The sequence below is a fragment of the Streptomyces sp. ALI-76-A genome (assembly GCF_030287445.1).
Lineage (GTDB): Bacteria > Actinomycetota > Actinomycetes > Streptomycetales > Streptomycetaceae > Streptomyces.
This window is the reverse complement of sequence record NZ_JASVWB010000002.1, coordinates 2,002,036-2,027,608: the sequence shown is the minus strand read 5'-3', so window position 1 is coordinate 2,027,608 and position 25,573 is coordinate 2,002,036. Positions and strand designations below refer to the sequence as shown.

Below are 25,573 nucleotides of genomic sequence, written 5' to 3'. Positions count from 1 at the left end.
CCAGCTTGGCCCGGGGCGGTTTTCCGCGAACCCCGGCGACACGGCGCGAACGGGCGAAGTCATATGCTGCACTGCATGACGAGTGAGCCGGAGCAGCAGTGGGGCGTGGGGACCCAGGACGCGTTCCAGCGTCTGTGGACGCCCCATCGGATGGCCTACATCCAGGGCGAGAACAAGCCGACCGGCCCGGGTGCCGACGACGGCTGCCCCTTCTGCTCGATTCCGGCCAAATCGGACGAGGACGGGCTCATCGTCCGGCGCGGTGAGCAGGTCTACGGCGTGCTCAACCTGTACCCGTACAACGGCGGCCACCTGATGGTCGTGCCCTACCGTCACGTGGCCGACTACACGGACCTCACGGACGCCGAGACGGCCGAGCTGGCGCTGCTGACCAAGCAGGCGATGACCGCCCTGCGCACCGCCTCCGGCGCGCACGGCTTCAACATCGGCATGAACCAGGGCTCGGTGGCCGGCGCCGGTATCGCGGCCCATCTGCACCAGCACATCGTCCCGCGCTGGGGCGGCGACACGAACTTCATGCCGGTGGTCGGCCACACCCGGGTGCTGCCGCAACTGCTGGCCGACACCCGCAAGATGCTGGCGGACGCCTGGCCCACGGCCTGATCGGTTCCGGCGGGGAGGGAGCCGGACGGCCCGGCCCCCTCGCGCCTACGCGTCGTACAGGTCGGCCTTCCTCGGCGACGCGTCCTGCACCGACGTACTGAGGAACGCCGACCGGTTGCCGAACTTCTCGGTGTCCACGCCGTTGTCCCGCAGGACCCGGATCGCCGCCGAGTGCACCACCCGCAGCACCGGGGTCGCGGCGCGCAGCGCGTCGTCGGCCATGAAGCGGTGCCGCCACGGTTTGTCCGCCCAGGCGTGCCGCAGCCCGAACGGCTCGGGGAGCACCAGACCGCCGCCGAGCCAGGTGAGCAGCGGCGGGTACCAGGTCAGCGGCGCCCGGGCCGCCAGCCGTACCACCTCGTCCGCGTCGACCAGCGGAAGCTTCACCTTCCGGGTCTCCCAGAACCTCAGGGACTTCGCGACTTCCTTCTCCCGGGCTTCCGGCTTGGAGGTGAACAGGCCGTGCACCGGGCCCAGCGCGTGCCCGGTCACCTCGATGCGCAGGGTCTCGTGCAGCACGGTCACGGTGATCAGCATGGTGATCACCAGCTGCCCGTCCCACAGCGTCCACTGCACGCCCAGGTAGTGCCGGTCGCCCGCGCCGAACTGCTGCTTGTTGCAGATGTCCTGTATGGCGTGCGACTTCACCTGGTACGCGTCGACATCGGTGCCCTCGGGCCGGGACACCGCCTTGGCGTTCTCCGCGACGGGCGTGACCACCCAGTGCCGTATCGACGGCTTCGGGAAACCGCCGGTGTTCAGCGGACCGCGCTCCAGCATCCGCAGCTGGTCGTGGATCGAGCGGATGACGTCCCAGCTGCGGAAGGGGTGGATCTCGCGGGTGGGGTCGGCCGGCACCAGGTCCTCGGCGAGCTGCCAGCTGCCCCAGCGGGTCCCCATGCCGAGTATGCCCTTGGGGCCGGCGTAGAAGACCGAGTTGGACTGCTGCTCGGCGCCCAACTTGGCCAGGGACTGGCGCAGTTGCTCGGCGGCGGTCTCGCGGGGGCTGCTCGGTACCGCCTCGGGCACCTTCGCTCCGACGCTGCTGCCGGAGAGCAGGCTGTCCCAGCGCCCCCGCAGGTCCGCCGCGGTGCGCTCGCAGATCTGCTTGGCCCAGAACCAGCCGACCACGGGCATGACCACCGCCGCGCGTCCGTACCAGGCCCAGAAACCCGTGAACGGCGTCTTGACCAGGAAGACCACGGCCAGCGCGCCCACCGCGACGAGCAGCGCGGTCCCGAAGGCACTGGCCCTGCCCTCCACCTTGGCCATCGTGGTGCGGATCTGGAAGACCAGCAGCCAGACCAGCAGCCCGGGCAGGAACAGCAGCCCGCACAGCACCATGACGATGGTCAGCAGATTGTCGCGGTCCCGGCGGATGTTGTTCGCCGCGAGGCAGTGCTCGACCACGACCTGCGGCTCGGCGCCGAAGGACTGGATGAGCGGTTTGCGGCCGGCACCCAGCATGCGGGCGACCACGGCCCCGGAGAAGGCCTCACCCAGGTTCGGGCGGAAGATCCGTGTCCACCTGCGACCGCCCGTGACAGTCGATTCGTGCCATTCGTTGTTGGCCTTGAGGATCTCCTCCACCGGATTGTCCCGATAGGCCGCCGAGGCCAGCGCGTACGTCGCCGTCTGGCCCTCGTCGCCCGTGCGCGGCACCTGCGGACCGAAGAAGTCCGCGTAACCGCTGTCAACGGCCATTCCCGCCCCCGATCGCCACAGTCTTGCTCCTGCGGCCTTCCCGACTTCCGTGCTCCGCACACCTGTTGATCAGGTCATCAGCGTATCCGCAGGCAGCGACACGGGTCCCGGACGCCCCCACATCCGTCGGCGGACGGCCGGAGCCGCCCGCCGACGCGGAGGGGAACTCTCCGGGCCCGCCCCTCGGGGCGGCGCCCGGCGTCGACTACGAGACACTGCCCGCCTTTTCCCGGACCTTCTCGGCGACCTGCGGGGGCATCGGCTCGTGCCGCGCGTAGGTCCGGCTGAAGCGCGCCGTGCCGTGGGACAGGGAGCGCAGGTCGACGGCGTACCGGTCGATCTCGATCTCGGGCACCTCGGCCCGTACCGATGTCCGTCCGCCACTGATCTGTTCCGTGCCGAGCACCCGGCCGCGCCGCCCGGACAGGTCGCTCATGACGGCGCCCACGTACTCGTCGCCGACCAGGACGCTCACCTCGGCGACCGGTTCCAGCAGGTGGATCCTCGCCTCGGCCGCCGCCTCCCGCAGGGCCAGCGCGCCGGCCGTCTGGAAGGCGGCGTCGGAGGAGTCCACGGAGTGCGCCTTGCCGTCCAGCAGGGTGACCCGGACGTCGATCAGGGGATGGCCGGCCGCGACGCCCTTGGCCGCCTGGTTGCGCACGCCCTTCTCGACGGAGGGGATGAACTGGCGCGGCACCGCCCCGCCGACGACCTTGTCCACGAACTCGATGCCCGAGCCGCCCGGCAGCGGCTCCACCTCGATCTCGCAGATCGCGTACTGGCCGTGCCCGCCGGACTGCTTCACATGGCGGCCGCGGCCCGCCGACTTGGCGGCGAACGTCTCCCGCAGGGAGACCCTGTGCGGTACGACGTCGACTTGGACGCCGTACCGGTTGCGCAGCCGTTCCAGCGCGACGTCGGCGTGCGCCTCGCCCAGGCACCACAGGACGACCTGGTGGGTGTCCTGGTTCTGCTCCAGCCGCATGGTCGGGTCCTCGGCGACCAGCCGGGACAGGCCCTGGGAGAGCTTGTCCTCGTCCGCCTTGCTGTGCGCCTGGATGGCCAGCGGCAGCAGCGGGTCCGGCATCTCCCACGGCTCCATCAGCAGCGGGTCGTCCTTGGCCGAGAGCGTGTCCCCGGTCTCCGCGCGGCTCAGCTTCGCCACGCACGCGAGATCGCCGGCGATGCAGTGGGCGAGGGGCCGCTGCTGCTTGCCGAACGGCGCGGACAGGGCGCCGATCCGCTCGTCGACGTCATGGTCCTCGTGGCCCCGGTCGGCCAGTCCGTGCCCGGAGACGTGGACCGTCTCGTCGGGGCGCAGCGTGCCCGAGAAGACCCGGACCAGGGAGACACGGCCGACGTACGGGTCGGACGACGTCTTGACGACCTCCGCGACCAGCGGCCCGTCCTTGTCGCACGGCTTCAGCTCGCGCGGTGCGCCGTCCACGGTGGTCACCCGGGGCGCCCGGCGCTCCAGCGGTGTCGGGAAGCCGCCGGTGATCAGCTCCAGGAGCTCGACCGTGCCGAGGCCCGTGCGGGCGCCCTCGGCGGCGGGAGCGGCGGCCAGGACGGGGAAGAACACCCCGCGCGCGACGGCCCGTTCGAGGTCCTCGATCAGCGTCTTGACGTCGATCGGCTCACCGCCGAGGTAGCGGTCCATGAGGGTCTCGTCCTCGCTCTCCGCGATGATCCCCTCGATCAGCCGGTTGCGGGCCTCCTCGATCAGCGGCAGCTGCTCCTCGCCCGGCTCGGACTCCTTGCGCTCCCCGGTCGAGTAGTCGAACAGCTTCTGCGACAGCAGCCCGATCAGCCCGGTCACGGGCGCGTGCCCGTCCGGCGCCTGCGGGCCGCGCAGCGGCAGGTACAGCGGCAGGACGGCGTCGGGGTCGTCGCCGCCGAAGGCCTCCGCGCAGTTCCGCGTCATCTCCTCGAAGTCCGCCCGGGCGGCCTCCAGGTGCGTCACCACGATCGCCCGCGGCATGCCGACGGCGGCGCACTCCTCCCACACCATGCGGGTCGAGCCGTCCACCCCGTCCGACGCGGAGACGACGAAGAGGGCCGCGTCCGCCGCTCGCAGACCGGCCCTGAGCTCCCCGACGAAGTCGGCGTATCCGGGGGTGTCGAGAATATTGATCTTGTACCCGTCCCATTCGACGGGCACCAGGGAGAGCTGCACCGAGCGCTGCTGCCGGTGCTCGATCTCGTCGTAGTCGGAGACGGTGCCGCCGTCCTCCACACGGCCCGCCCGTTTCACGGCCCCCGCGGTGAGCGCGAGAGCCTCCACCAATGTCGTCTTGCCCGATCCGCAGTGGCCGACCAGCACCACATTCCGTACGGACGCGGGGTGGTCGGCCGCTGTTGCCCTGCCGGCGGCTCCGGGGTGTGCGTTCGCCTTGTCACCCATGGCCTTGCCTCCCGTGCACGGTGAGGTCACTGTGGGCGCGGACACGCGGGACCCTCTCCCGGACTCCGTCCGGGGGCACCCCCAGCGGTGGCGGCTCCGGCGACGCCCGCGGTGTCCTTCGAGCTTTCCACTCCCGCCACGGTGCGTCCATACGGCGGACGTGACGGCGCCGGGGCGCGCCCGGCTTCGGTGGGCGCGGCGGTGGCCGGGAGGCCTCGGCTCCGGTGGACGGGGCGGGGAGGCCGGAGCGCTCGGCCCCGGGCCGTCCGTCCCGGAGCGCTCGGCGCGGGCGACGCGACCGTGCCGTGACCTGGATGCCGCCCGCCCGTGACCCGGGCCGGTGGTGCCCGTCCGTCGCCCACGCGCCCGCGTGGCTACGATGGGCCAGCCGGTGGCCAGCAGGGGCCGCTCGGCCACACCGACCCTCGGGAAGGCCATGCTGAACAAGTACGCGCGTGCATTCTTCACGCGTGTCCTCACACCGTTCGCCGCGTTTCTCATCCGCCGGGGCGTCAGCCCCGACGCGGTCACGCTCATCGGCACCGCCGGTGTGGTCGCGGGGGCGCTGGTCTTCTACCCCAGGGGCGTGTTCTTCTGGGGCACGGTCGTGATCACGCTCTTCGTGTTCTCCGACCTCATCGACGGAAACATGGCGCGCCAGCTCGGCCGCTCCAGCCGCTGGGGCGCCTTCCTGGACTCCACGCTCGACCGGGTCGCCGACGGCGCGATCTTCGGCGGCTTCGCCCTCTGGTACGCCGGGAACGGCGACGACAACGTCCTGTGCGCGGTCTCGATCTTCTGTCTGGCGAGCGGGCAGGTGGTGTCGTACACCAAGGCCCGCGGCGAGTCGATCGGTCTGCCGGTCGCCGTGAACGGGCTCGTCGAGCGGGCCGAGCGCCTGGTGATCGCCCTGGTCCTGGCCGGGCTCTCGGGCCTGCACACCTTCGGCGTGCCCGGGATCCAGTACCTGCTGCCGATCGCCCTGTGGATCGTGGCCGTCGGCAGCCTGATCACGCTGATCCAGCGGGTCGTCACGGTCCGCCGCGAGTCCGCCGAGGCGGAGGCCGCGGCCGCTCAGGAGCAGCAGGAGACCCAGGAGACCCCTCGGACCCGGGGGAGTGAGGCGGCGAAGTGAGCGCCCAGGACCGGGTCACCGACGCGCTGTACGGCCTCGGCTGGGGCGGGGTCAAGAAGCTGCCCGAGCCGGTCGCCGTACGCCTCGGCCGGAGCATCGCCGACCTCACCTGGAAGCAGCGCGGCAAGGGCGTGCGGCGGCTGGAGAGCAACTACGCGCGCGTGGTGCCCGACGCGAGCCCCGAGCGCCTCGCCGAACTGTCCCGCGCGGGCATGCGTTCGTACCTGCGCTACTGGATGGAGTCGTTCCGGCTGCCCGCCTGGAGCGCCGAGCGGATCCGGACCGGCTTCGAGCCGAAGGACCTGCACCACCTCACCGACGCCCTCGCGACCGGCCGGGGCGTCGTCCTCGCGCTGCCGCACATGGCCAACTGGGACCTCGCCGGAGCCTGGGTCACCACCCAGCTGAAGATCCCCTTCACGACGGTCGCCGAACGCCTCCGGCCGGAGACGCTGTACGACCGTTTCGTGGCCTACCGCGAGGGCCTCGGCATGGAGGTGCTCCCGCACAGCGGCGGCACCGCCTTCGGCACCCTGGCCCGGCGGCTGCGTGAGGGCGGCCTGGTCTGCCTGGTCGCCGAACGCGATCTGTCGAGCTCCGGCGTCGAGGTCACGTTCTTCGGCGAGACCACCCGGATCCCGGCCGGCCCGGCCCTGCTCGCCCAGCAGACCGGCGCGCTGCTGCTGCCGGTGACACTCTGGTACGACGGCCCGCGGATCATGCGGGGCCAGGTGCATCCCCCGGTCGAGGTGCCCGGGACAGGTACGCGGGCCGAGAAGACGTCTGTGATGGCACAGGCCCTGGCCGACGCCTTCGCCGCAGGGATCGCCGAACACCCGGAGGACTGGCACATGCTGCAGCGTTTGTGGCTCGCTGATCTCGACCCCGGGACGGATTCCGGGAAGGACCCCTCGGCCGGTCCTGCGGGCGGTCCTGCGGCCGGTTCCACCGGCGGTCCCTCGGCCGGGCCTGTCGCCGGGCCTTCCGCCGGCGCCTCGGCCCGTCCCTCGGATCCCGGGAAGGGAACCCCGTGAGGATCGGCATCGTCTGCCCGTACTCCTGGGACGTGCCGGGCGGCGTCCAGTTCCACATCCGCGACCTCGCCGAGTACTTCCTCCGCCTCGGCCACGAGGTGTCCGTCCTCGCCCCCGCCGACGACGACACCCCGCTGCCGCCGTACGTCGTCTCGGCCGGCCGCGCGGTGCCGGTGCCGTACAACGGCTCGGTGGCCCGGCTGAACTTCGGTTTCCTGTCGGCGGCCCGGGTGCGACGCTGGCTGCACGACGGCGAGTTCGACGTCATCCACATCCACGAACCGGCCTCGCCGTCCCTCGGCCTGCTGGCCTGCTGGGCCGCGCAGGGCCCGATCGTGGCCACCTTCCACACCTCCAACCCGCGCTCCCGGGCCATGATCGCCGCGTACTCGATCCTCCAGGCCGCCCTGGAGAAGATCAGCGCCCGGATCGCCGTGAGCGAGTACGCCCGCCGGACGCTGGTCGAGCACCTCGGCGGGGACGCGGTGGTGATCCCGAACGGTGTCGACGTCGACTTCTTCGCCCGGGCCGAGCCGAAGCCCGAGTGGCAGGGCGGCACCATCGGCTTCGTGGGCCGCATCGACGAGCCCCGCAAGGGCCTGCCGGTGCTGATGAAGGCCCTGCCGAAGATCCTCGCCGAGTGTCCGGAAGCCCGGCTGCTGGTCGCCGGACGCGGGGACGAGAAGGAGGCGGTCGAGTCGCTGCCCGCCGAGCTCCGCCCCCGCGTGGAGTTCCTCGGCATGGTCAGCGACGAGGACAAGGCGCGTTTCCTGCGCAGCGTCGACCTGTACGTCGCCCCCAACACCGGGGGCGAGAGCTTCGGGATCATCCTGGTCGAGGCGATGTCGGCGGGCGCCCCCGTGCTGGCCTCGGACCTGGACGCCTTCGCCCAGGTACTGGACCAGGGCGCGGCGGGCGCGCTGTTCGCCAACGAGGACGCCGACGCGCTCGCCCGGGCCGCCGTACGACTCCTGGGCGACCCGGAGCGACGGGCCGAGCTGCGCGCGCGGGGGAGCGCCCACGTGCGGCGTTTCGACTGGTCGACGGTCGGCGCGGACATCCTGTCCGTGTACGAGACCGTGACGGCCGGGGCGGCGGCGGTCGCCGCGGACGACGACAGGACACCGTGGCTGCGGGCGCGGCTGGGGTTGGCACGGGACTGACCCGGACGGGCTCGGGGCTGACGCGGGGGCCGGCCCGGGGCTGATGCGGGCCTGCCTGGGGCTGATCTGGGTACCGGCTCGGACTGGTTCGGGGCCGGCCCGGGGGTGGCTCGGGGGCCGGCTGGGGGGTGCCTCGGACTGGCTGGGGGCCGCCTCCGACTGGTTCGGGGCTGGCCCGGGACCTGGGGCTCGCTCGGGTGGACCTCGGCCGACGGCCCCGGGCCCCGCGTCTTCCCATGACGTCGGACGCCGGCACCGAGGGGCCTGCGCGCGGCCCCTACGCGGGCGCCGCACATCAGGTCGCCGTGGTCGTGGCCGTGGGCGTAGCCGGGGCCCAGCAGGACCGTGCGCACGCCGCACCTCCCCGTCGACCGCCGCACGCCGCACCTCCCCGTCGACCGCCGCACGCGCACCTCCCCGTCGACCGCCCACGGCACCCTTCGTCCAGCGCCCCGCGCATGCCGCGCACCCCCGCCCGTCCCCGGGCTCCGGGCCGGTCGGGACGTGCCGCGGCGCACGGGTAGCCTGCGCCCCGTGACTTCGACACTCATCTGGATCGCGGTAGCCCTGTGCGCGATCGGTCTCTACCTGAGCTGGACCGCGGGCCGCCTCGACCGGCTGCACGCGCGGATCGACGCGGCGCGCGCCGCACTCGACGCCCAGTTGCTGCGCCGCGCCTCGGTGGCCCAGGAACTGGCCACCTCCGGAGTGCTCGACCCGGCGGCGTCGATCGTCCTGTACGAGGCCGCGCACGCCGCCCGCCAGGCCGAGGAGGAGCAACGGGAGGTCGCCGAGAGCGAGCTGAGCCAGGCGCTGCGGGCCGTGTTCGCCGAGACCCAGCAGGTGGAAGTGGTGCGCGAGGCACCCGGGGGCGAGTCGGCGGCCCGCGAGCTGACCGAGGCGGTACGCCGGGTACCGATGGCCCGGCGCTTCCACAACGACACCGTGCGCGCGGCCCGGGCGCTGCGCCGGCACCGCAAGGTGCGCTGGTTCCGGCTGGCCGGACACGCGCCGTTCCCGCTCGCGTTCGAGATGGACGACGAGCCGCCCGCGGCCCTGGTGGACCGGGCCGGGTAGGCGCCCCGGCCGGAAAACGAGCCACCGGCTCCTCATTGGCCCTTGCTGTGGCCTGGTCCCCTCCCGTTTCCTCGGAGTGCAGCAACCCTCTTTCCCTTCAGTGAGGTCACCGTGTCCAGCACGCTTTCCGACAACCAGGCTCCCGAGACCGGCACCGCTCGCGTGAAGCGCGGCATGGCCGAGCAGCTCAAGGGCGGCGTGATCATGGACGTCGTCAACGCCGAACAGGCGAAGATCGCCGAGGACGCGGGCGCCGTCGCCGTCATGGCCCTGGAGCGCGTGCCCGCCGACATCCGCAAGGACGGCGGCGTGGCCCGGATGTCCGACCCCACCATGATCGAAGAGATCATCGAGGCCGTCTCGATCCCGGTCATGGCCAAGTCCCGCATCGGCCACTTCGTCGAGGCGCAGGTCCTGCAGTCCCTCGGCGTCGACTACATCGACGAGTCCGAGGTCCTGACCCCGGCCGACGAGGTCAACCACTCCGACAAGTGGGCGTTCACCACCCCCTTCGTCTGCGGTGCCACCAACCTGGGCGAGGCCCTGCGCCGGATCGCCGAGGGCGCCGCGATGATCCGCTCCAAGGGCGAGGCCGGCACCGGCAACGTCGTCGAGGCCGTCCGCCACCTGCGCCAGATCAAGAACGAGATCGCCCGCCTGCGCGGCTACGACAACAACGAGCTGTACGCCGCCGCCAAGGAGCTGCGCGCCCCGTACGAGATCGTCAAGGAGGTCGCCGAACTCGGCAAGCTCCCGGTCGTGCTGTTCTCCGCCGGCGGCGTCGCCACCCCCGCCGACGCCGCGTTGATGCGCCAGCTCGGCGCCGAGGGCGTCTTCGTCGGCTCCGGCATCTTCAAGTCCGGCGACCCGGCCAAGCGCGCCGCCGCCATCGTGAAGGCGACCACCTTCTACGACGACCCGAAGATCATCGCGGACGCGTCGCGCAATCTCGGCGAGGCCATGGTCGGCATCAACTGCGACACCCTCCCCGAGTCCGAGCGCTACGCCAACCGTGGCTGGTAAGTCACCCCCTGAGGACCGCACTCACATGACTGACGCACCTGTCATAGGCGTCCTGGCCCTCCAGGGCGACGTACGGGAGCACCTCATCGCCCTGGCCGCGGCCGACGCCGTGGCCAGGCCGGTGCGGCGCCCCGAGGAACTCGCCGAGGTGGACGGCCTGGTCATCCCCGGCGGCGAGTCCACCACCATCTCCAAGCTGGCCGTCCTGTTCGGCGTGATGGAGCCCCTGCGCGCGCGGGTGCGCTCCGGCCTGCCGGTCTACGGCAGCTGCGCCGGCATGATCATGCTCGCCGACAAGATCCTCGACCCGCGCTCGGGCCAGGAGACGGTCGGCGGCATCGACATGATCGTGCGCCGCAACGCCTTCGGGCGCCAGAACGAGTCCTTCGAAGCGACGGTCGACGTGAAGGGCGTCCCGGGGGATCCTGTGGAGGGCGTGTTCATCCGCGCCCCCTGGGTCGAGTCCGTGGGCGCCGGGGCCGAGGTGCTCGCCGAGCACGACGGCCACATCGTCGCGGTCCGCCAGGGCAACGCGCTCGCCACGTCGTTCCACCCGGAACTCACCGGCGACCACCGCGTGCACTCCCTGTTCGTCGACCTGGTACGCGCCAACCGGACAGCGGAGTCCTTGTAGGATCTCTGCCGTTCGTACGGAGATGGGTTACGCGAAGGAGACAGGCAGATGTCCGGCCACTCTAAATGGGCCACGACGAAGCACAAGAAGGCCGTGATCGACGCCAAGCGCGGCAAGCTCTTCGCGAAGCTGATCAAGAACATCGAGGTCGCGGCGCGCATGGGCGGCGTGGACCTGGACGGCAATCCGACGCTGTACGACGCCGTGCAGAAGGCGAAGAAGTCGTCGGTCCCGAACAAGAACATCGACTCGGCGATCAAGCGCGGCGGCGGCCTCGAGGCGGGTGGCGCCGACTACGAGACCATCATGTACGAGGGCTACGGTCCGAACGGTGTCGCGGTGCTCATCGAGTGCCTCACCGACAACCGCAACCGCGCCGCCTCCGACGTCCGCGTCGCCATGACCCGCAACGGCGGCTCCATGGCCGACCCGGGCTCGGTGTCGTACCTCTTCCACCGCAAGGGTGTCGTCATCGTCCCCAAGGGCGACCTGAGCGAGGACGACGTCCTGGGCGCCGTGCTGGACGCGGGCGCGGAGGAGGTCAACGACCTGGGGGAGTCCTTCGAGATCCTCTCCGAGGCCACCGACCTGGTCGCGGTGCGCACCGCCCTCCAGGACGCCGGCATCGACTACGACTCCGCCGACGCCAACTTCGTCCCGACCATGCAGGTCGAGCTGGACGAGGAGGGCGCCAAGAAGATCTTCAAGCTGATCGACGCGCTCGAGGACAGCGACGACGTGCAGAACGTCTTCGCCAACTTCGACGTCAGCGACGAGATCATGGAGAAGGTCGACGCGTAGGGCCGCGGCGAGCCGCACGGGACCAACGGGCCGACGGGACACACCCGTCGGCCCGTCGCTCTGCCCGGCGCCGCGTGCGGCCGTTGTCGGTGGCACCCGATAGCCTGCACAAACTGGCGATCGAAGAAGGGGGCTGGAGTGCGGGTACTGGGCGTCGACCCCGGACTCACGCGGTGCGGAGTCGGCGTGGTCGACGGGGTCGCGGGCCGGCCGCTCACCATGCTCGGCGTCGGTGTCGTACGGACGTCGGCGGACGCCGAGCTGGGGCGCCGCCTCGTCGCGATCGAGCAGGGCATCGAACAGTGGCTGGACGAGCACCGGCCCGAAGCCGTCGCCGTGGAGCGGGTGTTCAGCCAGCACAACGTACGGACCGTGATGGGCACCGCGCAGGCCAGCGCCGTCGCCATGCTGTGCGCCGCCCGGCGTGGCATCCCCGTCGCCCTGCACACGCCCAGCGAGGTCAAGGCCGCCGTCACCGGCAGCGGGCGCGCCGACAAGGCACAGGTCGGCGCCATGGTCACCCGGCTGCTGCGGCTGGACGCGCCCCCCAAGCCGGCCGACGCCGCCGACGCCCTCGCGCTCGCCATCTGCCACATCTGGCGCGCCCCCGCCCAGAACCGACTCCAGCAGGCCGTCGCCCTGCACGCATCGAAAGGCCGTACGGCATGATCGCCTTCGTCAGCGGCAAGGTCGCCGCACTCGCCCCCGACGCCGCGGTGATCGAGGTCGGCGGTGTCGGCATGGCCGTCCAGTGCACACCGAACACGCTGTCCACGCTCCGCGTCGGCCAGCCCGCCAAGCTCGCCACCTCCCTCGTCGTACGGGAGGACTCCCTGACCCTGTACGGCTTCGCGGACGACGACGAACGGCAGACCTTCCAGCTGCTGCAGACCGCGAGCGGAGTCGGCCCGCGTCTGGCCCAGGCCATGCTGGCGGTCCACACCCCGGACGCCCTGCGCCGTGCCGTCGCCACCGGCGACGAGAAGGCGCTGACCGCCGTGCCGGGCATCGGGAAGCGAGGCGCGCAGAAGCTGCTGCTGGAGCTGAAGGACCGGCTCGGCGAGCCGCTCGGCCCTCCCGCGATGGGCACGGCGATCAGCACCGGCTGGCGCGACCAGCTGCACGCCGCCCTGATCGGCCTCGGGTACGCGACCCGGGAGGCCGACGAGGCCGTGTCCGCCGTGGCCCCCCAGGCCGAGGCCGCCGAGGGCACGCCCCAGGTGGGCCAGCTGCTGAAGGCGGCCCTGCAGACCCTGAACCGAGCTCGCTGAACCACGAGATCCCGAGGCACACTCCATGAACTGGGACGACACGACCGACGGCACCGCCGCCGAGCGGCTGGTGGACTCCGCCGCCGGCGGTGAGGACCAGGCCGTCGAGGCCGCCCTGCGCCCCAAGGACCTGGACGAGTTCATCGGCCAGGAGAAGGTCCGCGAGCAGCTCGACCTCGTCCTGCGCGCCGCCCGCGCGCGGGGCGCCACCGCCGACCACGTCCTGCTCTCCGGTGCCCCCGGCCTCGGCAAGACCACCCTGTCGATGATCATCGCGGCCGAGATGAACGCCCCGATCCGCATCACCAGCGGTCCCGCCATCCAGCACGCCGGCGACCTCGCCGCGATCCTCTCCTCCCTCCAGGAGGGCGAGGTCCTCTTCCTCGACGAGATCCACCGCATGTCCCGGCCCGCCGAGGAGATGCTCTACATGGCGATGGAGGACTTCCGCGTCGACGTGATCGTCGGCAAGGGCCCCGGCGCCACCGCCATCCCCCTCGAACTGCCGCCCTTCACCCTGGTCGGCGCCACCACGCGGGCGGGCCTGCTGCCGCCCCCGCTGCGCGACCGTTTCGGCTTCACCGCGCACATGGAGTTCTACGAGCCCGCCGAACTGGAACGGGTCATCCACCGCTCGGCCCACCTGCTCGACGTGGAGATCGGGACCGAGGGCGCCGCCGAGATCGCCGGCCGTTCCCGCGGCACGCCCCGCATCGCCAACCGTCTGCTGCGCCGCGTCCGCGACTACGCCCAGGTCAAGGCCGACGGGATCATCACGCGCGACATCGCGGCGGCCGCCCTCAAGGTCTACGAAGTCGACGCCCGCGGCCTCGACCGCCTCGACCGCGGTGTCCTGGAGGCCCTGCTCAAGCTGTTCGGCGGCGGCCCGGTCGGGCTGTCCACGCTCGCCGTCGCGGTGGGGGAGGAGCGCGAGACCGTCGAGGAGGTGGCCGAGCCCTTCCTCGTCCGGGAGGGCCTGCTCGCCCGCACGCCGCGCGGCCGGGTGGCCACCCCCGCCGCGTGGGCGCATCTCGGCCTCACCCCGCCCCGCTCGGCGGCCACCGGAAACGGACAACAGGACCTGTTCGGGGCGTGACGGCGGCGTGACGGCGCGCGCATTGGCCGGAGCAGGAACCCCGGTGCCATGCTGAGCGTTGTTCCCTGCGCGCGGACTCGCTTAGACTCCGCCGATGCCGCCCTTGTCGGCGGTGCACAAACCCCCAACCATCAGGCCGCTCACCATCGCGGTCGCGTGAAGGAAGTACCGACCCGTGAGTCTCGTGACCCTCCTCCCGTTCATCGTGCTCATCGGGGCCATGTTCCTGATGACCCGCTCGGCCAAGAAGAAGCAGCAGCAGGCCGCGCAGATGCGGAACGAAATGCAGCCCGGCAGCGGCATCCGCACCATCGGGGGCATGTACGCGACGGTGAAGGAGGTCAACGAGGACACGGTCCTCGTCGACGCCGGTCCCGGCGTCGAACTCGTCTTCGCGAAGAACGCGATCGGCGCCGTCCTGTCGGACGACGAGTACAACCGCATCGTCCACGGCGTCGAGCACGACCTGAAGTCCGACTCCGACGTCGTCCCGGACGACGCCTCCTCCCTCACCGAGAGCGACGAGACCGACGGGGCCGCCGCTGACGCCGCCGCCTCCGACGACAAGCCCGTCGACCTCGGCAAGAAGGACACGGTCGAGGAGCCCGCCGACGTCCCGGCCACCATCGAGGCCGCCGAGGCGAAGACGGACGAGGAGCCGAAGAAGACCGACGGCGACTCCGGGGCGAAGTAGCCGCACTCCGAGGCGCGTGGGCCTGCTCCACGCGCCCCCGGACCCTGCGCAGTCCGCACGGAGTCCCGACACCATGTGATGGCCGTCCGCCCGCCGACCCGGCGCGAGGCGGCCCGAGAGGGAGTACGAGAAGGTGGCAGCACCTAAGAGGGGCCGGAACGCGAGCGCCCAGAGCAAGCCGGGGCGCTCGCTGGCCTTCATCCTGATCGTCATCGTGGCGCTCACCGGAGGGATGTTCCTGTCCGGGCACACCACCCCGCGGCTCGGCATCGACCTCGCCGGTGGTACGAGCATCACGCTGAAGGCGGTCAGCGAGCCCGGCCAGGAATCCGCGATCAACAAGACCAACATGGACACCGCGGTCGAGATCATGAACCGCCGGGTCAACGGTCTTGGTGTCTCGGAGGCCGAAGTTCAGACCCAGGGTGAGGCGAACATCATCGTCAACATCCCCAAGGGCACGAACTCCAAGGAGGCCCAGGACCAGGTCGGCACCACCGCCAAGCTGTACTTCCGGCCGGTCGTCGCCACCGAGGTCTCCGGCGCCGCCGCCCCGGCCAGCCCTTCGCCGAGCGCGTCCGGCAGCCCGTCGGGCCCGGACGAGGCGACCTCGTCGTCGTCCCCCTCCAACTCCGCCACCCCGTCGGCGAGCGCCTCCGCGCAGGGCCGCGCGGTCACCGGCGCCCTGACGGCCGACGCCACGCCGTCCGCCGGAGCCTCGGGCTCCGCGAGCGGCTCCGCGTCCCCCTCCCCGAGCGGCAGCCCGTCCGCCGGCGGTGACGCGAGCGGCAAGCTCGAGGAGCAGTACGCCGCACTGGACTGCACCAAGCCGACGGACCGCGCCGCCGCGGGCAAGGGCACCAAGCCCACCGAAGCCACGGTGGCCTGCGGCCAGAACGCGCAGGGCCAGTGGCAGAAGTACATCCTGGGCCCGGCCGCGGTCGACGGCACCGATGTCGACAAGGCGCAGGCCGTCTTCAACACGACGACCGCCGCCGGCTGGACCGTGAACATGGACTTCACGGACAAGGGCGGCAAGAAGTTCGCCGACATCACCGGCACGCTGGCGCAGAACCAGCCGCCGCAGAACCAGTTCGCGATCGTCCTCGACGGCGAGGTCGTCTCCGACCCGCGCGTCAGTCAGGCGCTGACCGGCGGCAACGCGGAGATCTCCGGCAGCTTCACCCAGGAGGAGGCGCAGAGCCTCTCCAACATGCTGTCGTACGGTGCCCTGCCGCTGACCTTCCGGGAGGAGAGCGTCACCACGGTGACCGCCGCCCTGGGTGGTGAGCAGTTGCAGGCCGGCCTGATCGCCGGCGCCATCGGCCTCGCCCTGGTGGTCCTGTACCTGCTGGTCTACTACCGCGGGCTGTCGTTCATCGCCATCGCCTCGCTGCTGGTCTCCGCGGCCCTGACCTACGTGATCATGGCGCTGCTCGGTCCGGCCATCGGCTTCGCGCTGAACCTGCCGGCCGTGTGCGGCGCCATCGTCGCGATCGGTATCACCGCGGACTCGTTCATCGTGTACTTCGAACGCGTCCGGGACGAGATCCGCGAGGGCCGCTCGCTGCGTCCCGCCGTCGAGCGGGCCTGGCCGCGTGCCCGGCGCACCATCCTGGTCTCCGACTTCGTGTCGTTCCTCGCCGCGGCGGTGCTCTTCATCGTCACCGTCGGCAAGGTGCAGGGCTTCGCGTTCACGCTGGGCCTGACCACCGTGCTCGACGTGGTGGTCGTCTTCCTCTTCACCAAGCCGCTGCTGACGCTGATGGCCCGCCGCAGGTTCTTCGCGAGCGGTCACAAGTGGTCGGGCCTGGATCCCAAGAGCCTGGGCGCCAAGCCGCCGCTGCGTCGCACGCCCCGTCCCGCCCATTCCGCCGCTGGCCCTGTCGACCCGAAGGAGGCGTGAGAGATGTCGAAGCTCGGCAACCTCGGCGCCCGACTGCACCGTGGCGAGGTCGGCTACGACTTCGTCAAGAACCGCAAGATCTGGTACGGCGTCTCCATCCTGATCACCATCACGGCCATCGTCGGCCTGGCGGTGCGCGGCCTGAACATGGGCATCGACTTCCAGGGCGGCGCCGTCTTCACCACCCCGAAGGACACGGCCGTCTCGGTCTCCCAGGCCGAGACGTACGCGGAGGAGGCGTCCGGCCACGACGCCATCGTGCAGAAACTCGGCAACGGCAGCCTGCGCATCCAGATCGCCGGCATCGACACCGGCACGTCCAACCAGATCAAGGAAGACCTCGCCCAGGACCTGAAGGTCGACGCGGAGAACATCAACGCCGACCTGATCGGTCCCAGCTGGGGTGACCAGATCGCCAACAAGGCCTGGCAGGGTCTCGGCATCTTCCTGGTCCTCGTCGTGATCTACCTGGCGATCGCCTTCGAATGGCGCATGGCGATCGCCGCGTTCGTCGCGCTGATCCACGACATCACCATCACGGTCGGCATCTACGCCCTCGTCGGGTTCGAGGTCACGCCCGGCACGGTGATCGGTCTGCTGACGATCCTCGGTTACTCGCTCTACGACACGGTCGTCGTCTTCGACAGCCTCAAGGAACAGACCAGGGACATCACCAAACAGACCCGCTGGACCTACAGCGACGTCGCCAACCGGTCGATCAACAGCACCCTGGTCCGCTCCATCAACACCACCGTGGTGGCGCTGCTGCCGGTGGCGGGTCTGCTGTTCATCGGTGGCGGTGTCCTCGGCGCGGGCATGCTGAACGACATCTCGCTGTCGCTGTTCGTCGGTCTCGCGGCCGGCGCTTACTCCTCGATCTTCATCGCCACGCCGCTCGTCGCCGACCTCAAGGAACTCGAGCCGCAGATGAAGGCGCTGAGGAAGCGCGTCCAGGCCAAGCGGGCCCAGGCCGCCGCGAAGGGCGAGTCCCTGGACGCCCCGGTCACTGACGACGAGCCGTACGACGACGAGCCCGAGGACGCGGCCCCCGCGGTCGTCGGCCCCCGCAACCAGCCGGCCTCCCGCAACCGCGGCCGCGGCCGGCCCTCGGGGAAGCGCCGATGACCGGCATCGAGGAACTGCTGCTCAGCCGGATCCGTGACGTGGCCGACTACCCGGAGCCGGGTGTGATGTTCAAGGACATCACCCCGCTCCTGGCGGACCCGTCGGCGTTCACCGCCCTCACCGACGCCCTCGCCCGGATCGCCGCGGACACCGGCGCCACGAAGATCGTCGGCCTGGAGGCGCGCGGCTTCATCCTGGGCGCCCCGGTCGCGGTCCGCGCGGGCCTCGGCTTCATCCCCGTACGCAAGGCGGGCAAGCTCCCCGGAGCGACGCTCAGCCAGGCGTACGACCTGGAGTACGGCTCCGCCGAGATCGAGGTGCACGCCGAGGACCTGAGCGCCGACGACCGCGTGCTGATCGTCGACGACGTCCTCGCCACCGGCGGCACCGCCGAGGCGTCGATCCAGCTCGTCCGTCGCGCGGGCGCCGAGGTCGCGGGCCTCGCCGTCCTGATGGAGCTGGGTTTCCTGGGCGGCCGAGGGCGCCTGGAGCCGGCCCTGGCCGGCGCCCCGCTGGAGGCGCTGCTCACGGTCTGAGCGCAGGTGGACGCCACGCGACCACCGTGAGAACCACAGGGGGCGGGCCCGGAGGAATCCGGCGTCCGCCCCTCGCGTCGCACAAGTAGACGGCCCTCACAGTGGCCGAAGGCGATCCTGGAGCGCAGGATCGCTACCATGGGGTTTCCGGAGCCTGACCGGGGGACCCGGATCGCGCACGAGGAGTCCTCTTGCCAGACGAGGCCCAGCCACTCACCGCCGCAAAGCCCGAGCCCGCCTCGGCGCCCGCGGCGAAGCCCGCGCCGAGCACGCCGCAAGCGAAGAACGACTCTCGCGGGCCGGTCCAGCACGCCCCGTCCGCGCCCGTCGACAAGCCGGCTGAGCAGCAGCGCCCCAAGCCCCTCCCGGCCGAGCGCCCCGCCAACCCGCCCGCCGCCCGCTCGTCCGCCGGGCAGCCCGCCCGCTCCGGCTCCTCCAACCGCGTCCGCGCCCGCCTCGCCCGCCTCGGTGTCCAGCGCTCCAACCCGTACAACCCGGTCCTGGAGCCCCTGCTGCGGATCGTGCGCAGCAACGACCCGAAGATCGAGACGGCGACACTGCGGCAGATCGAGCAGGCCTACCAGGTCGCCGAGCGCTGGCACCGCGGCCAGAAGCGCAAGAGCGGCGACCCGTACATCACGCACCCGCTCGCGGTGACCACGATCCTCGCCGAGCTCGGCATGGACCCGGCCACGCTCATGGCGGGTCTCCTGCACGACACCGTCGAGGACACCGAGTACGGCCTCGACCAGCTCCGCCGTGACTTCGGCGACTCCGTCGCGCTGCTCGTCGACGGCGTCACCAAGCTGGACAAGGTCAAGTTCGGCGAGGCCGCGCAGGCCGAGACCGTGCGCAAGATGGTCGTCGCGATGGCCAAGGACCCGCGCGTCCTGGTCATCAAGCTCGCCGACCGCCTGCACAACATGCGCACCATGCGCTACCTCAAGCGCGAGAAGCAGGAGAAGAAGGCGCGCGAGACCCTGGAGATCTACGCGCCGCTCGCCCACCGCCTGGGCATGAACACCATCAAGTGGGAGCTGGAGGACCTCGCCTTCGCGATCCTCTACCCCAAGATGTACGACGAGATCGTCCGCCTCGTCGCCGAGCGCGCCCCCAAGCGCGACGAGTACCTCGCCATAGTGACCGACGAGGTGCAGTCCGACCTGCGCGCCGCCCGCATCAAGGCGACCGTCACCGGCCGCCCGAAGCACTACTACAGCGTCTACCAGAAGATGATCGTCCGCGGCCGTGACTTCGCGGAGATCTACGACCTGGTGGGCATCCGCGTCCTCGTGGACACGGTCCGCGACTGCTACGCCGCCCTCGGCACGGTGCACGCGCGATGGAACCCGGTCCCCGGCCGGTTCAAGGACTACATCGCGATGCCCAAGTTCAACATGTACCAGTCGCTGCACACGACGGTCATCGGACCCAACGGCAAGCCGGTCGAACTCCAGATCCGTACGTTCGACATGCACCGCCGCGCCGAGTACGGCATCGCCGCGCACTGGAAGTACAAGCAGGAGGCCGTCGCCGGCGCCTCCAAGGTGCGCACCGACGCCCCCAGGTCGTCCGGCAAGGGCAAGGACGACCACCTCAACGACATGGCGTGGCTGCGCCAGTTGCTCGACTGGCAGAAGGAGACCGAGGACCCGGGCGAGTTCCTGGAGTCCCTGCGCTTCGACCTGTCCCGCAACGAGGTCTTCGTCTTCACGCCGAAGGGCGACGTCATAGCGCTCCCGGCCGGGGCCACGCCGGTGGACTTCGCGTACGCCGTCCACACCGAGGTCGGCCACCGCACGATAGGAGCGCGGGTCAACGGCAGGCTCGTACCGCTGGAATCGACCCTGGACAACGGCGACCTGGTGGAGGTGTTCACCTCCAAGGCGGCCGGCGCGGGCCCCTCCCGCGACTGGCTCGGTTTCGTGAAGTCGCCGCGCGCCCGCAACAAGATCCGGGCGTGGTTCTCCAAGGAGCGCCGGGACGAGGCGATCGAGCAGGGCAAGGACGCCATCGTCCGCGCGATGCGCAAGCAGAACCTGCCGATCCAGCGCATCCTGACCGGTGACTCGCTGGTGACGCTCGCGCACGAGATGCGCTACCCGGACATCTCCGCGCTGTACGCGGCGATCGGCGAGGGCCATGTCTCCGCGCAGAACGTCGTGCAGAAACTCGTCCAGGCGCTCGGCGGCGAGGAGGCGGCCACCGAGGAGATCGACGAGTCGGTCCCGCCGTCCCGCGGCCGCAGCCGCAAGCGCCGCACCAGCACCGATCCCGGCGTGGTCGTCAAGGGCGTCGACGACGTGTGGGTCAAGCTGGCCCGCTGCTGCACGCCGGTGCCCGGTGACCCGATCATGGGCTTCGTCACCCGCGGCAGTGGCGTATCGGTTCACCGCAACGACTGCGTGAACGTGGACTCACTGTCCCGCGAGCCGGAGCGCATCCTCGAGGTCGAGTGGGCGCCCACCCAGTCCTCGGTCTTCCTGGTCGCCATCCAGGTCGAGGCCCTGGACCGGTCCCGGCTCCTGTCGGACGTCACCCGCGTCCTGTCCGACCAGCACGTCAACATCCTGTCCGCGGCCGTGCAGACCTCCCGCGACCGCGTGGCCACCTCCCGCTTCACCTTCGAGATGGGCGACCCCAAGCACCTCGGGCACGTCCTGAAGGCGGTCCGGGGCGTCGAGGGCGTGTACGACGTGTACCGGGTGACGTCGGCGCGCAGCCGGTCGTAGCGGCGCACACGGCAGAGGGGCTCCCGTACGGTGCGTACGGGAGCCCCTCTGCGTGATGCGGGGTCCGGGCGGACCCTGGGAACCGGTCGCCGGGACTAGCCGCCGAACTCCTGCAATCCCTTGAGCGCCTGGTCCAGGAGCGCCTGACGGCCCTCCAGCTCGCGCGCCAGCTTGTCGGCCCGGGCGTTGTTGCCCTGGGCGCGCGCCTGCTCGATCTGGCCCTGAAGCTTGTCCACGGCCGCCTGGAGCTGACCGGTGAGCCCCTCGGCCCGCGCGCGGGCCTCCGGGTTGCTCCGGCGCCACTCGGTCTCCTCGGCCTCCTGGAGCGCCCGCTCGACGGCGTGCATCCGGCCCTCGACCTTCGGCCGGGCGTCGCGCGGCACGTGGCCGACGGCCTCCCAGCGCTCGTTGAGCGAGCGGAACGCGGCGCGGGCCGCCTTCAGGTCGGCGATCGGGAGGAGCTTCTCGGCCTCCTCGGCCAGTTCCTCCTTCAGCTTCAGGTTCTCCGCCTGCTCGGCGTCCCGCTCGGCGAAGACCGAGCTGCGGGCGGCGAAGAAGACGTCCTGGGCGCCGCGGAAGCGGTTCCACAGATCGTCCTCGTGCTCGCGCTGGGCGCGGCCCGCGGCCTTCCACTCCGCCATCAGGTCGCGGTAGCGCGCGGCCGTCGGACCCCAGTCGGTCGAGCCGGACAGCGACTCGGCCTCGGCGACCAGGCGTTCCTTGGTCCGGCGGGCGTCCTCGCGCTGCGCGTCCAGCGACGCGAAGTGGGCCTTGCGGCGCTTGGAGAACGCCGAGCGGGCGTGCGAGAAGCGGTGCCACAGCTCGTCGTCCGACTTGCGGTCCAGGCGCGGCAACCCCTTCCAGGTGTCCACCAGGGCCCGCAGCCGCTCACCGGCCGCCCGCCACTGGTCGGACTGCGCCAGCTCCTCCGCCTCGGCGACCAGCGCCTCCTTGGCGTGGCGCGCCTCGTCCGACTGCTTGGCCCGCTGCGCCTTGCGCTCCTCGCGGCGCTTGTCGACCGTTTCCACGAGCTTGTCCAGCCGGGTCCGCAGGGCGTCCAGGTCACCGACCGCGTGATGCGCGTCGACCTGCTCGCGGATGTGGTCGATCGCGGCCTGCGCGTCCTTCGCGGACAGGTCGGTGGTCTTCACTCGCTTCTCGAGGAGGCCGATCTCGACAACCAGGCCTTCGTACTTGCGCTCGAAGTAGGCCAGCGCCTCGTCCGGGGAGCCGGCCTGCCAGGAACCGACGACCTGCTCGCCGTCGGCCGTTCGCACGTACACGGTCCCCGTCTCGTCGACGCGTCCCCACGGGTCGCTGCTCACAGCGCCTCCTCCACATGATGCCTGCGCAGGGCGTCTGCGCCCCCGGGCATCGTCCACAGTTTCGTCACGGCCAACATAGGCGACCGGCGGGTTGCCTGTCCGCATCCCGCGCGACCGAAATTACCCAGCTGAAGGTCAGGATTTGGTGACAGTTGCCTTGTTGATCACGACGGTCGCGTTGGGTGCCGTATTGCCCGTAGTGGGGTCGGCCGCCTGGGCTCCCGCGCCGGCGATCTTCTTGAGGACCTTCATGCCTGATTCGGACACCGTGCCGAACGGTGTGTAGCTGGGCGGAAGCTGACTGTCCTGGTAGACGAGGAAGAACTGGCTGCCGCCGGTGTTCTTCTGGCCGGTGTTCGCCATCGCGACCGTGCCCGCCGGGTAGATGTTGCTCTTCAGGCTTTTGTCCTTCAGGTTCTCGTCCGGGATCGTGTAGCCCGGACCACCGCTGCCGCTGCCCGTCGGGTCGCCGCACTGCAGCACGTAGATGCCCTCGGTGGTGAGCCGGTGGCACTTGGTGTGGTCGAAGAAGCCCTTGCCCGCGAGGAAGCTGAAGGAGTTCACGGTGTGCGGCGCCGCCGACGTCTTCAGCGCGATGTCTATCTCGCCGCAGGTCGTGGCGAGCCGCATCGAGTAAGCGGCCGACTTGTCGATGGTCATCGCTGGCTCCTTCTTCCAGGTCGCCGTCTTGACCTTGCCGGCCGCGGGCTTCTCACACGGATCCGGCGCCTTGCTGGGCGCCTCGGCGCTCGGGCTCGTCTCGGAGCCCGCGTTGGCCTTGTCGTCGTCACCCTTGAGGGTGCCGGTCGTGTACAGGGCGAGACTGCCCACCAGGATCACGCCGAGGACCGACGCGATCACCGAGTTGCGCATGCGCGCCTTGCGCCGCGCGGCCGTGCGTCGCTGCTGCTGCCGCAAGAACTTCTCCCGGGCGAGCTGACGCTTCCGCTGTTCCTGGGTGACCACCGGGTTCTCTCCTCATGCGTCTCGTACGTCGACTGGGACGCGTGCGTCTTGTGAGCCGACCGCCTGCGTGTGCCCCGTACCGTATATGGGTTCGCTGAGGAATCGGCAGCGCCGGTAGGCTCTGACCACAGGCGTAACCGCTTCGAAGCCCACCCGAATCGACACAACGAAGGACGATCGTGCTCATTGCCGGGTTCCCCGCCGGGGCCTGGGGGACGAACTGTTATCTCGTCGCCCCCGCCGCCGGTGAGGAGTGCGTGATCATCGACCCCGGCCACCAGGCCGCCCAGGGAGTCGAGGAGACGCTGAAGAAGCATCGGCTCAAGCCCGTCGCCGTCGTCCTCACCCACGGTCATCTCGACCACGTGGCCTCGGTCGTCCCGGTGTGCGGCGCGCACGACGTACCGGCCTGGATCCACCCCGAGGACCGGTACATGATGAGCGACCCCGCGAAGGCGCTCGGCCGGTCCGTCGGGATGCCGCTGCTGGGCGAGCTGACCGTCGGGGAGCCGGACGACGTCCGCGAGCTGACCGACGGCGTGCGGCTGGACCTGGCCGGTCTGGAGTTCTCCGTCGCGCACGCGCCGGGCCATACCAAGGGGTCGGTGACCTTCCGGATGCCCGAGGCGGCGGACACCCCGCCCGTCTTCTTCTCGGGCGACCTGCTCTTCGCCGGCTCCATCGGACGTACCGACCTGCCCGGCGGTGACATGGCCGAGATGCTCGACTCGCTGGCCCGTGTGTGCCTGCCGCTCGACGACTCGACCGTGGTGCTGTCCGGCCACGGCCCCCAGACGACCATCGGCCAGGAGCGCGCCACCAACCCGTATCTGCGGCAGGTCGCCGCGGGCCGCCAGGAGCGCGGCACGGGCGTGGACACCCCTCCCCGACGAGGAATGTGACGAGAGACTTCCCGTGAGCACCTTCAAGGCCCCCAAGGGCACGTACGACCTGATCCCGCCGGACTCCGCGCGGTTCCTCGCGGTCCGCGAGGCGATCGCCGCGCCGCTGCGCACCTCCGGTTACGGCTACATCGAGACACCGGGCTTCGAGAACGTCGAGCTCTTCGCGCGCGGGGTCGGCGAGTCCACCGACATCGTGACGAAGGAGATGTACGCCTTCGAGACCAAGGGCGGCGACCGGCTGGCGCTGCGCCCCGAGGGCACCGCCTCCGTGCTGCGCGCCGCGCTGGAGGCCAACCTGCACAAGGCGGGCAACCTGCCGGTCAAGCTCTGGTACTCCGGCTCGTACTACCGCTACGAACGCCCCCAGAAGGGCCGTTACCGCCACTTCTCGCAGGTCGGCGCCGAGGCGATCGGCGCGGAGGACCCGGCACTGGACGCCGAACTGCTCATCCTGGCCGACCAGGCGTACCGCTCGCTGGGCCTGCGGAACTTCCGGATCCTGCTGAACTCCCTGGGCGACAAGGAGTGCCGGCCGGTGTACCGGGAGGCGCTGCAGGGCTTCCTGCGGGACCTGGACCTCGACGAGGAGACGCTGCGCCGCGCGGAGATCAACCCGCTGCGCGTCCTGGACGACAAGCGCCCCGACGTCCAGAAGCAGCTGACGGACGCGCCGGTGCTGCGCGACTACCTCTGCGACGACTGCAAGGCGTACCACGAGGAGGTCCGCGAGCTGATCACGGCGGCGGGTGTCTCCTTCGAGGACGACCCGAAGCTGGTGCGCGGCCTGGACTACTACACCCGTACGACGTTCGAGTTCGTCCACGACGGTCTGGGCTCGCAGTCCGCGGTGGGCGGGGGCGGCCGCTACGACGGGCTGTCCGAGATGATCGGCGGGCCCGCGCTGCCGTCCGTCGGGTGGGCGCTGGGCGTCGACCGCACGGTGCTCGCGCTGGAGGCGGAGGGGGTCGAGCTCGAACTCCCTGCGGCGACCAGTGTGTTCGCGGTGCCGCTGGGGGAGGAGGCCCGGCGGGTGCTGTTCGCGAAGGTCACCGAGCTGCGCAAGAACGGCATCGCGGCGGACTTCTCGTACGGCGCGAAGGGGCTCAAGGGGGCGATGAAGAACGCCAACCGCAGTGGCGCGCGCTACACGGTCGTCGCCGGTGAGCGTGATCTCGCCGAGGGGGTCGTCCAGCTCAAGGACATGGAGTCCGGCGAGCAGACGCCGATCGGCGTGAACGAGATCGTGGCGGAACTGGAGTCGAGGCTGGGCTGAGGCCGGGGAAGGTGTTCTCGCCCCCGCCGCCCCTACCCGTCCCGTTCCTGGGGGCCGCCGCCCCCAGACCCCCTCTTCGGCCCTGAAGGGGCCTCGTCCTCACACGCCGGACGGCCTGAGATCAGCCCCTCCGGCGTGTGAGGAG

General features: G+C 71.1%; 22 protein-coding genes. 18 read left to right on the top strand and 4 right to left on the bottom strand.

Going from position 1 to position 25,573, the window contains the following annotated elements; translation table 11 throughout:
* The first annotated feature begins 63 nt into the window (after nt 1-63).
* The gene (locus QQS16_RS10040; RefSeq protein WP_286061280.1) at nt 64-624 is read left to right on the top strand and encodes an HIT family protein; all 561 of its coding nucleotides are present in this window, start codon (nt 64-66) and stop codon (nt 622-624) included.
* A 45-nt stretch (nt 625-669) separates the two neighbouring features.
* Here QQS16_RS10040 and QQS16_RS10035 read toward each other — a convergent pair whose 3' ends face one another.
* Complete coding sequence (locus QQS16_RS10035) at nt 670-2,328, bottom strand: AbeC-like domain-containing protein (RefSeq protein ID WP_286061279.1); 1,659 nt, start codon at nt 2,326-2,328, stop codon at nt 670-672.
* A 205-nt stretch (nt 2,329-2,533) separates the two neighbouring features.
* Nucleotides 2,534-4,732 (bottom strand): elongation factor G-like protein EF-G2, encoded by a 2,199-nt coding sequence (locus QQS16_RS10030; protein WP_286061278.1) that lies wholly within the window; start codon nt 4,730-4,732, stop codon nt 2,534-2,536.
* A gap of 379 nt (nt 4,733-5,111) precedes the next feature.
* On the opposite strand from QQS16_RS10030, the gene pgsA reads away from it, so the two are divergent.
* The 15 genes from pgsA (at nt 5,112) to relA (ending at nt 20,959) form a co-directional block, all read left to right on the top strand.
* The gene (gene pgsA / locus QQS16_RS10025) at nt 5,112-5,867 is read left to right on the top strand and encodes a phosphatidylinositol phosphate synthase (protein WP_286061277.1); all 756 of its coding nucleotides are present in this window, start codon (nt 5,112-5,114) and stop codon (nt 5,865-5,867) included.
* On the top strand, nt 5,864-6,901 hold the full coding sequence (locus tag QQS16_RS10020) for a phosphatidylinositol mannoside acyltransferase (protein WP_286061276.1): 1,038 nt from the start codon (nt 5,864-5,866) through the stop codon (nt 6,899-6,901). The genes pgsA and QQS16_RS10020 overlap by 4 nt, the downstream gene beginning before the upstream one ends.
* Nucleotides 6,898-8,064 carry a glycosyltransferase family 4 protein gene (locus tag QQS16_RS10015; RefSeq protein ID WP_286061275.1) on the top strand — a complete coding sequence of 389 codons (1,167 nt, stop codon included), beginning with the start codon at nt 6,898-6,900 and terminating at the stop codon, nt 8,062-8,064. The genes QQS16_RS10020 and QQS16_RS10015 overlap by 4 nt, the downstream gene beginning before the upstream one ends.
* Before the next feature lie 534 nt (nt 8,065-8,598).
* Nucleotides 8,599-9,141, top strand: a complete 543-nt coding sequence (locus tag QQS16_RS10010; RefSeq protein WP_286061274.1) for a hypothetical protein — start codon at nt 8,599-8,601, stop codon at nt 9,139-9,141.
* Between the two features lie 111 nt (nt 9,142-9,252).
* Complete coding sequence (gene pdxS, locus QQS16_RS10005) at nt 9,253-10,164, top strand: pyridoxal 5'-phosphate synthase lyase subunit PdxS (RefSeq protein WP_286061273.1); 912 nt, start codon at nt 9,253-9,255, stop codon at nt 10,162-10,164.
* A gap of 25 nt (nt 10,165-10,189) precedes the next feature.
* Entirely contained in the window at nt 10,190-10,798 is a 609-nt protein-coding gene (pdxT, locus tag QQS16_RS10000) for a pyridoxal 5'-phosphate synthase glutaminase subunit PdxT (protein ID WP_286061272.1), read from the top strand.
* Between the two features lie 48 nt (nt 10,799-10,846).
* Nucleotides 10,847-11,599 carry a YebC/PmpR family DNA-binding transcriptional regulator gene (locus tag QQS16_RS09995; protein WP_286061271.1) on the top strand — a complete coding sequence of 251 codons (753 nt, stop codon included), beginning with the start codon at nt 10,847-10,849 and terminating at the stop codon, nt 11,597-11,599.
* Nucleotides 11,600-11,737: 138 nt separating this feature from the next.
* The gene (ruvC, locus tag QQS16_RS09990; RefSeq protein WP_286061270.1) at nt 11,738-12,268 is read left to right on the top strand and encodes a crossover junction endodeoxyribonuclease RuvC; all 531 of its coding nucleotides are present in this window, start codon (nt 11,738-11,740) and stop codon (nt 12,266-12,268) included.
* Nucleotides 12,265-12,870: a Holliday junction branch migration protein RuvA gene (ruvA, locus tag QQS16_RS09985; RefSeq protein ID WP_286061269.1), complete on the top strand. Its 606-nt coding sequence runs from the start codon at nt 12,265-12,267 to the stop codon at nt 12,868-12,870. The genes ruvC and ruvA overlap by 4 nt, the downstream gene beginning before the upstream one ends.
* Nucleotides 12,871-12,895: 25 nt before the next feature.
* Nucleotides 12,896-13,966: a Holliday junction branch migration DNA helicase RuvB gene (gene ruvB / locus QQS16_RS09980; protein ID WP_286061268.1), complete on the top strand. Its 1,071-nt coding sequence runs from the start codon at nt 12,896-12,898 to the stop codon at nt 13,964-13,966.
* A 175-nt stretch (nt 13,967-14,141) separates the two neighbouring features.
* Complete coding sequence (yajC, locus tag QQS16_RS09975; RefSeq protein ID WP_286061267.1) at nt 14,142-14,660, top strand: preprotein translocase subunit YajC; 519 nt, start codon at nt 14,142-14,144, stop codon at nt 14,658-14,660.
* A 133-nt stretch (nt 14,661-14,793) separates the two neighbouring features.
* On the top strand, nt 14,794-16,566 hold the full coding sequence (gene secD / locus QQS16_RS09970; protein ID WP_286061266.1) for a protein translocase subunit SecD: 1,773 nt from the start codon (nt 14,794-14,796) through the stop codon (nt 16,564-16,566).
* Between the two features lie 3 nt (nt 16,567-16,569).
* A complete protein-coding gene (secF, locus tag QQS16_RS09965; RefSeq protein WP_286061265.1) occupies nt 16,570-17,691 on the top strand; it encodes a protein translocase subunit SecF in 1,122 nt (373 codons plus the stop codon).
* The gene (locus QQS16_RS09960; RefSeq protein ID WP_286061264.1) at nt 17,688-18,227 is read left to right on the top strand and encodes an adenine phosphoribosyltransferase; all 540 of its coding nucleotides are present in this window, start codon (nt 17,688-17,690) and stop codon (nt 18,225-18,227) included. Before secF ends, QQS16_RS09960 begins: the two co-directional genes overlap by 4 nt.
* Before the next feature lie 191 nt (nt 18,228-18,418).
* Nucleotides 18,419-20,959, top strand: a complete 2,541-nt coding sequence (gene relA / locus QQS16_RS09955) for a GTP pyrophosphokinase (RefSeq protein WP_286061263.1) — start codon at nt 18,419-18,421, stop codon at nt 20,957-20,959.
* 95 nt (nt 20,960-21,054) lie between these two features.
* Here the strand turns inward: relA and QQS16_RS09950 are convergent, their stop codons facing one another.
* On the bottom strand, nt 21,055-22,284 hold the full coding sequence (locus QQS16_RS09950) for a DUF349 domain-containing protein (protein WP_286061262.1): 1,230 nt from the start codon (nt 22,282-22,284) through the stop codon (nt 21,055-21,057).
* A 135-nt stretch (nt 22,285-22,419) separates the two neighbouring features.
* On the bottom strand, nt 22,420-23,250 hold the full coding sequence (locus QQS16_RS09945; RefSeq protein WP_286061261.1) for a peptidylprolyl isomerase: 831 nt from the start codon (nt 23,248-23,250) through the stop codon (nt 22,420-22,422).
* A gap of 179 nt (nt 23,251-23,429) precedes the next feature.
* On the opposite strand from QQS16_RS09945, the gene QQS16_RS09940 reads away from it, so the two are divergent.
* Nucleotides 23,430-24,152, top strand: a complete 723-nt coding sequence (locus QQS16_RS09940) for an MBL fold metallo-hydrolase (RefSeq protein WP_286061260.1) — start codon at nt 23,430-23,432, stop codon at nt 24,150-24,152.
* Nucleotides 24,153-24,165: 13 nt separating this feature from the next.
* Nucleotides 24,166-25,428 carry a histidine--tRNA ligase gene (gene hisS / locus QQS16_RS09935; protein ID WP_286061259.1) on the top strand — a complete coding sequence of 421 codons (1,263 nt, stop codon included), beginning with the start codon at nt 24,166-24,168 and terminating at the stop codon, nt 25,426-25,428.
* Nucleotides 25,429-25,573 lie beyond the last annotated feature (145 nt).

Bases quoted from the DNA above. Each gene is read 5' to 3' on its own strand.
- QQS16_RS10040 (WP_286061280.1), top strand. From the start codon at position 64: ATGCTGCACTGCATGACGAGTGAGCCGGAGCAGCAGTGGGGCGTGGGG.
- QQS16_RS10035 (WP_286061279.1), bottom strand. From the start codon at position 2,328: ATGGCCGTTGACAGCGGTTACGCGGACTTCTTCGGTCCGCAGGTGCCG.
- QQS16_RS10030 (WP_286061278.1), bottom strand. From the start codon at position 4,732: ATGGGTGACAAGGCGAACGCACACCCCGGAGCCGCCGGCAGGGCAACA.
- pgsA (WP_286061277.1), top strand. From the start codon at position 5,112: ATGGGCCAGCCGGTGGCCAGCAGGGGCCGCTCGGCCACACCGACCCTC.
- pdxT (WP_286061272.1), top strand. From the start codon at position 10,190: ATGACTGACGCACCTGTCATAGGCGTCCTGGCCCTCCAGGGCGACGTA.
- QQS16_RS09995 (WP_286061271.1), top strand. From the start codon at position 10,847: ATGTCCGGCCACTCTAAATGGGCCACGACGAAGCACAAGAAGGCCGTG.
- ruvA (WP_286061269.1), top strand. From the start codon at position 12,265: ATGATCGCCTTCGTCAGCGGCAAGGTCGCCGCACTCGCCCCCGACGCC.
- ruvB (WP_286061268.1), top strand. From the start codon at position 12,896: ATGAACTGGGACGACACGACCGACGGCACCGCCGCCGAGCGGCTGGTG.
- secF (WP_286061265.1), top strand. From the start codon at position 16,570: ATGTCGAAGCTCGGCAACCTCGGCGCCCGACTGCACCGTGGCGAGGTC.
- QQS16_RS09960 (WP_286061264.1), top strand. From the start codon at position 17,688: ATGACCGGCATCGAGGAACTGCTGCTCAGCCGGATCCGTGACGTGGCC.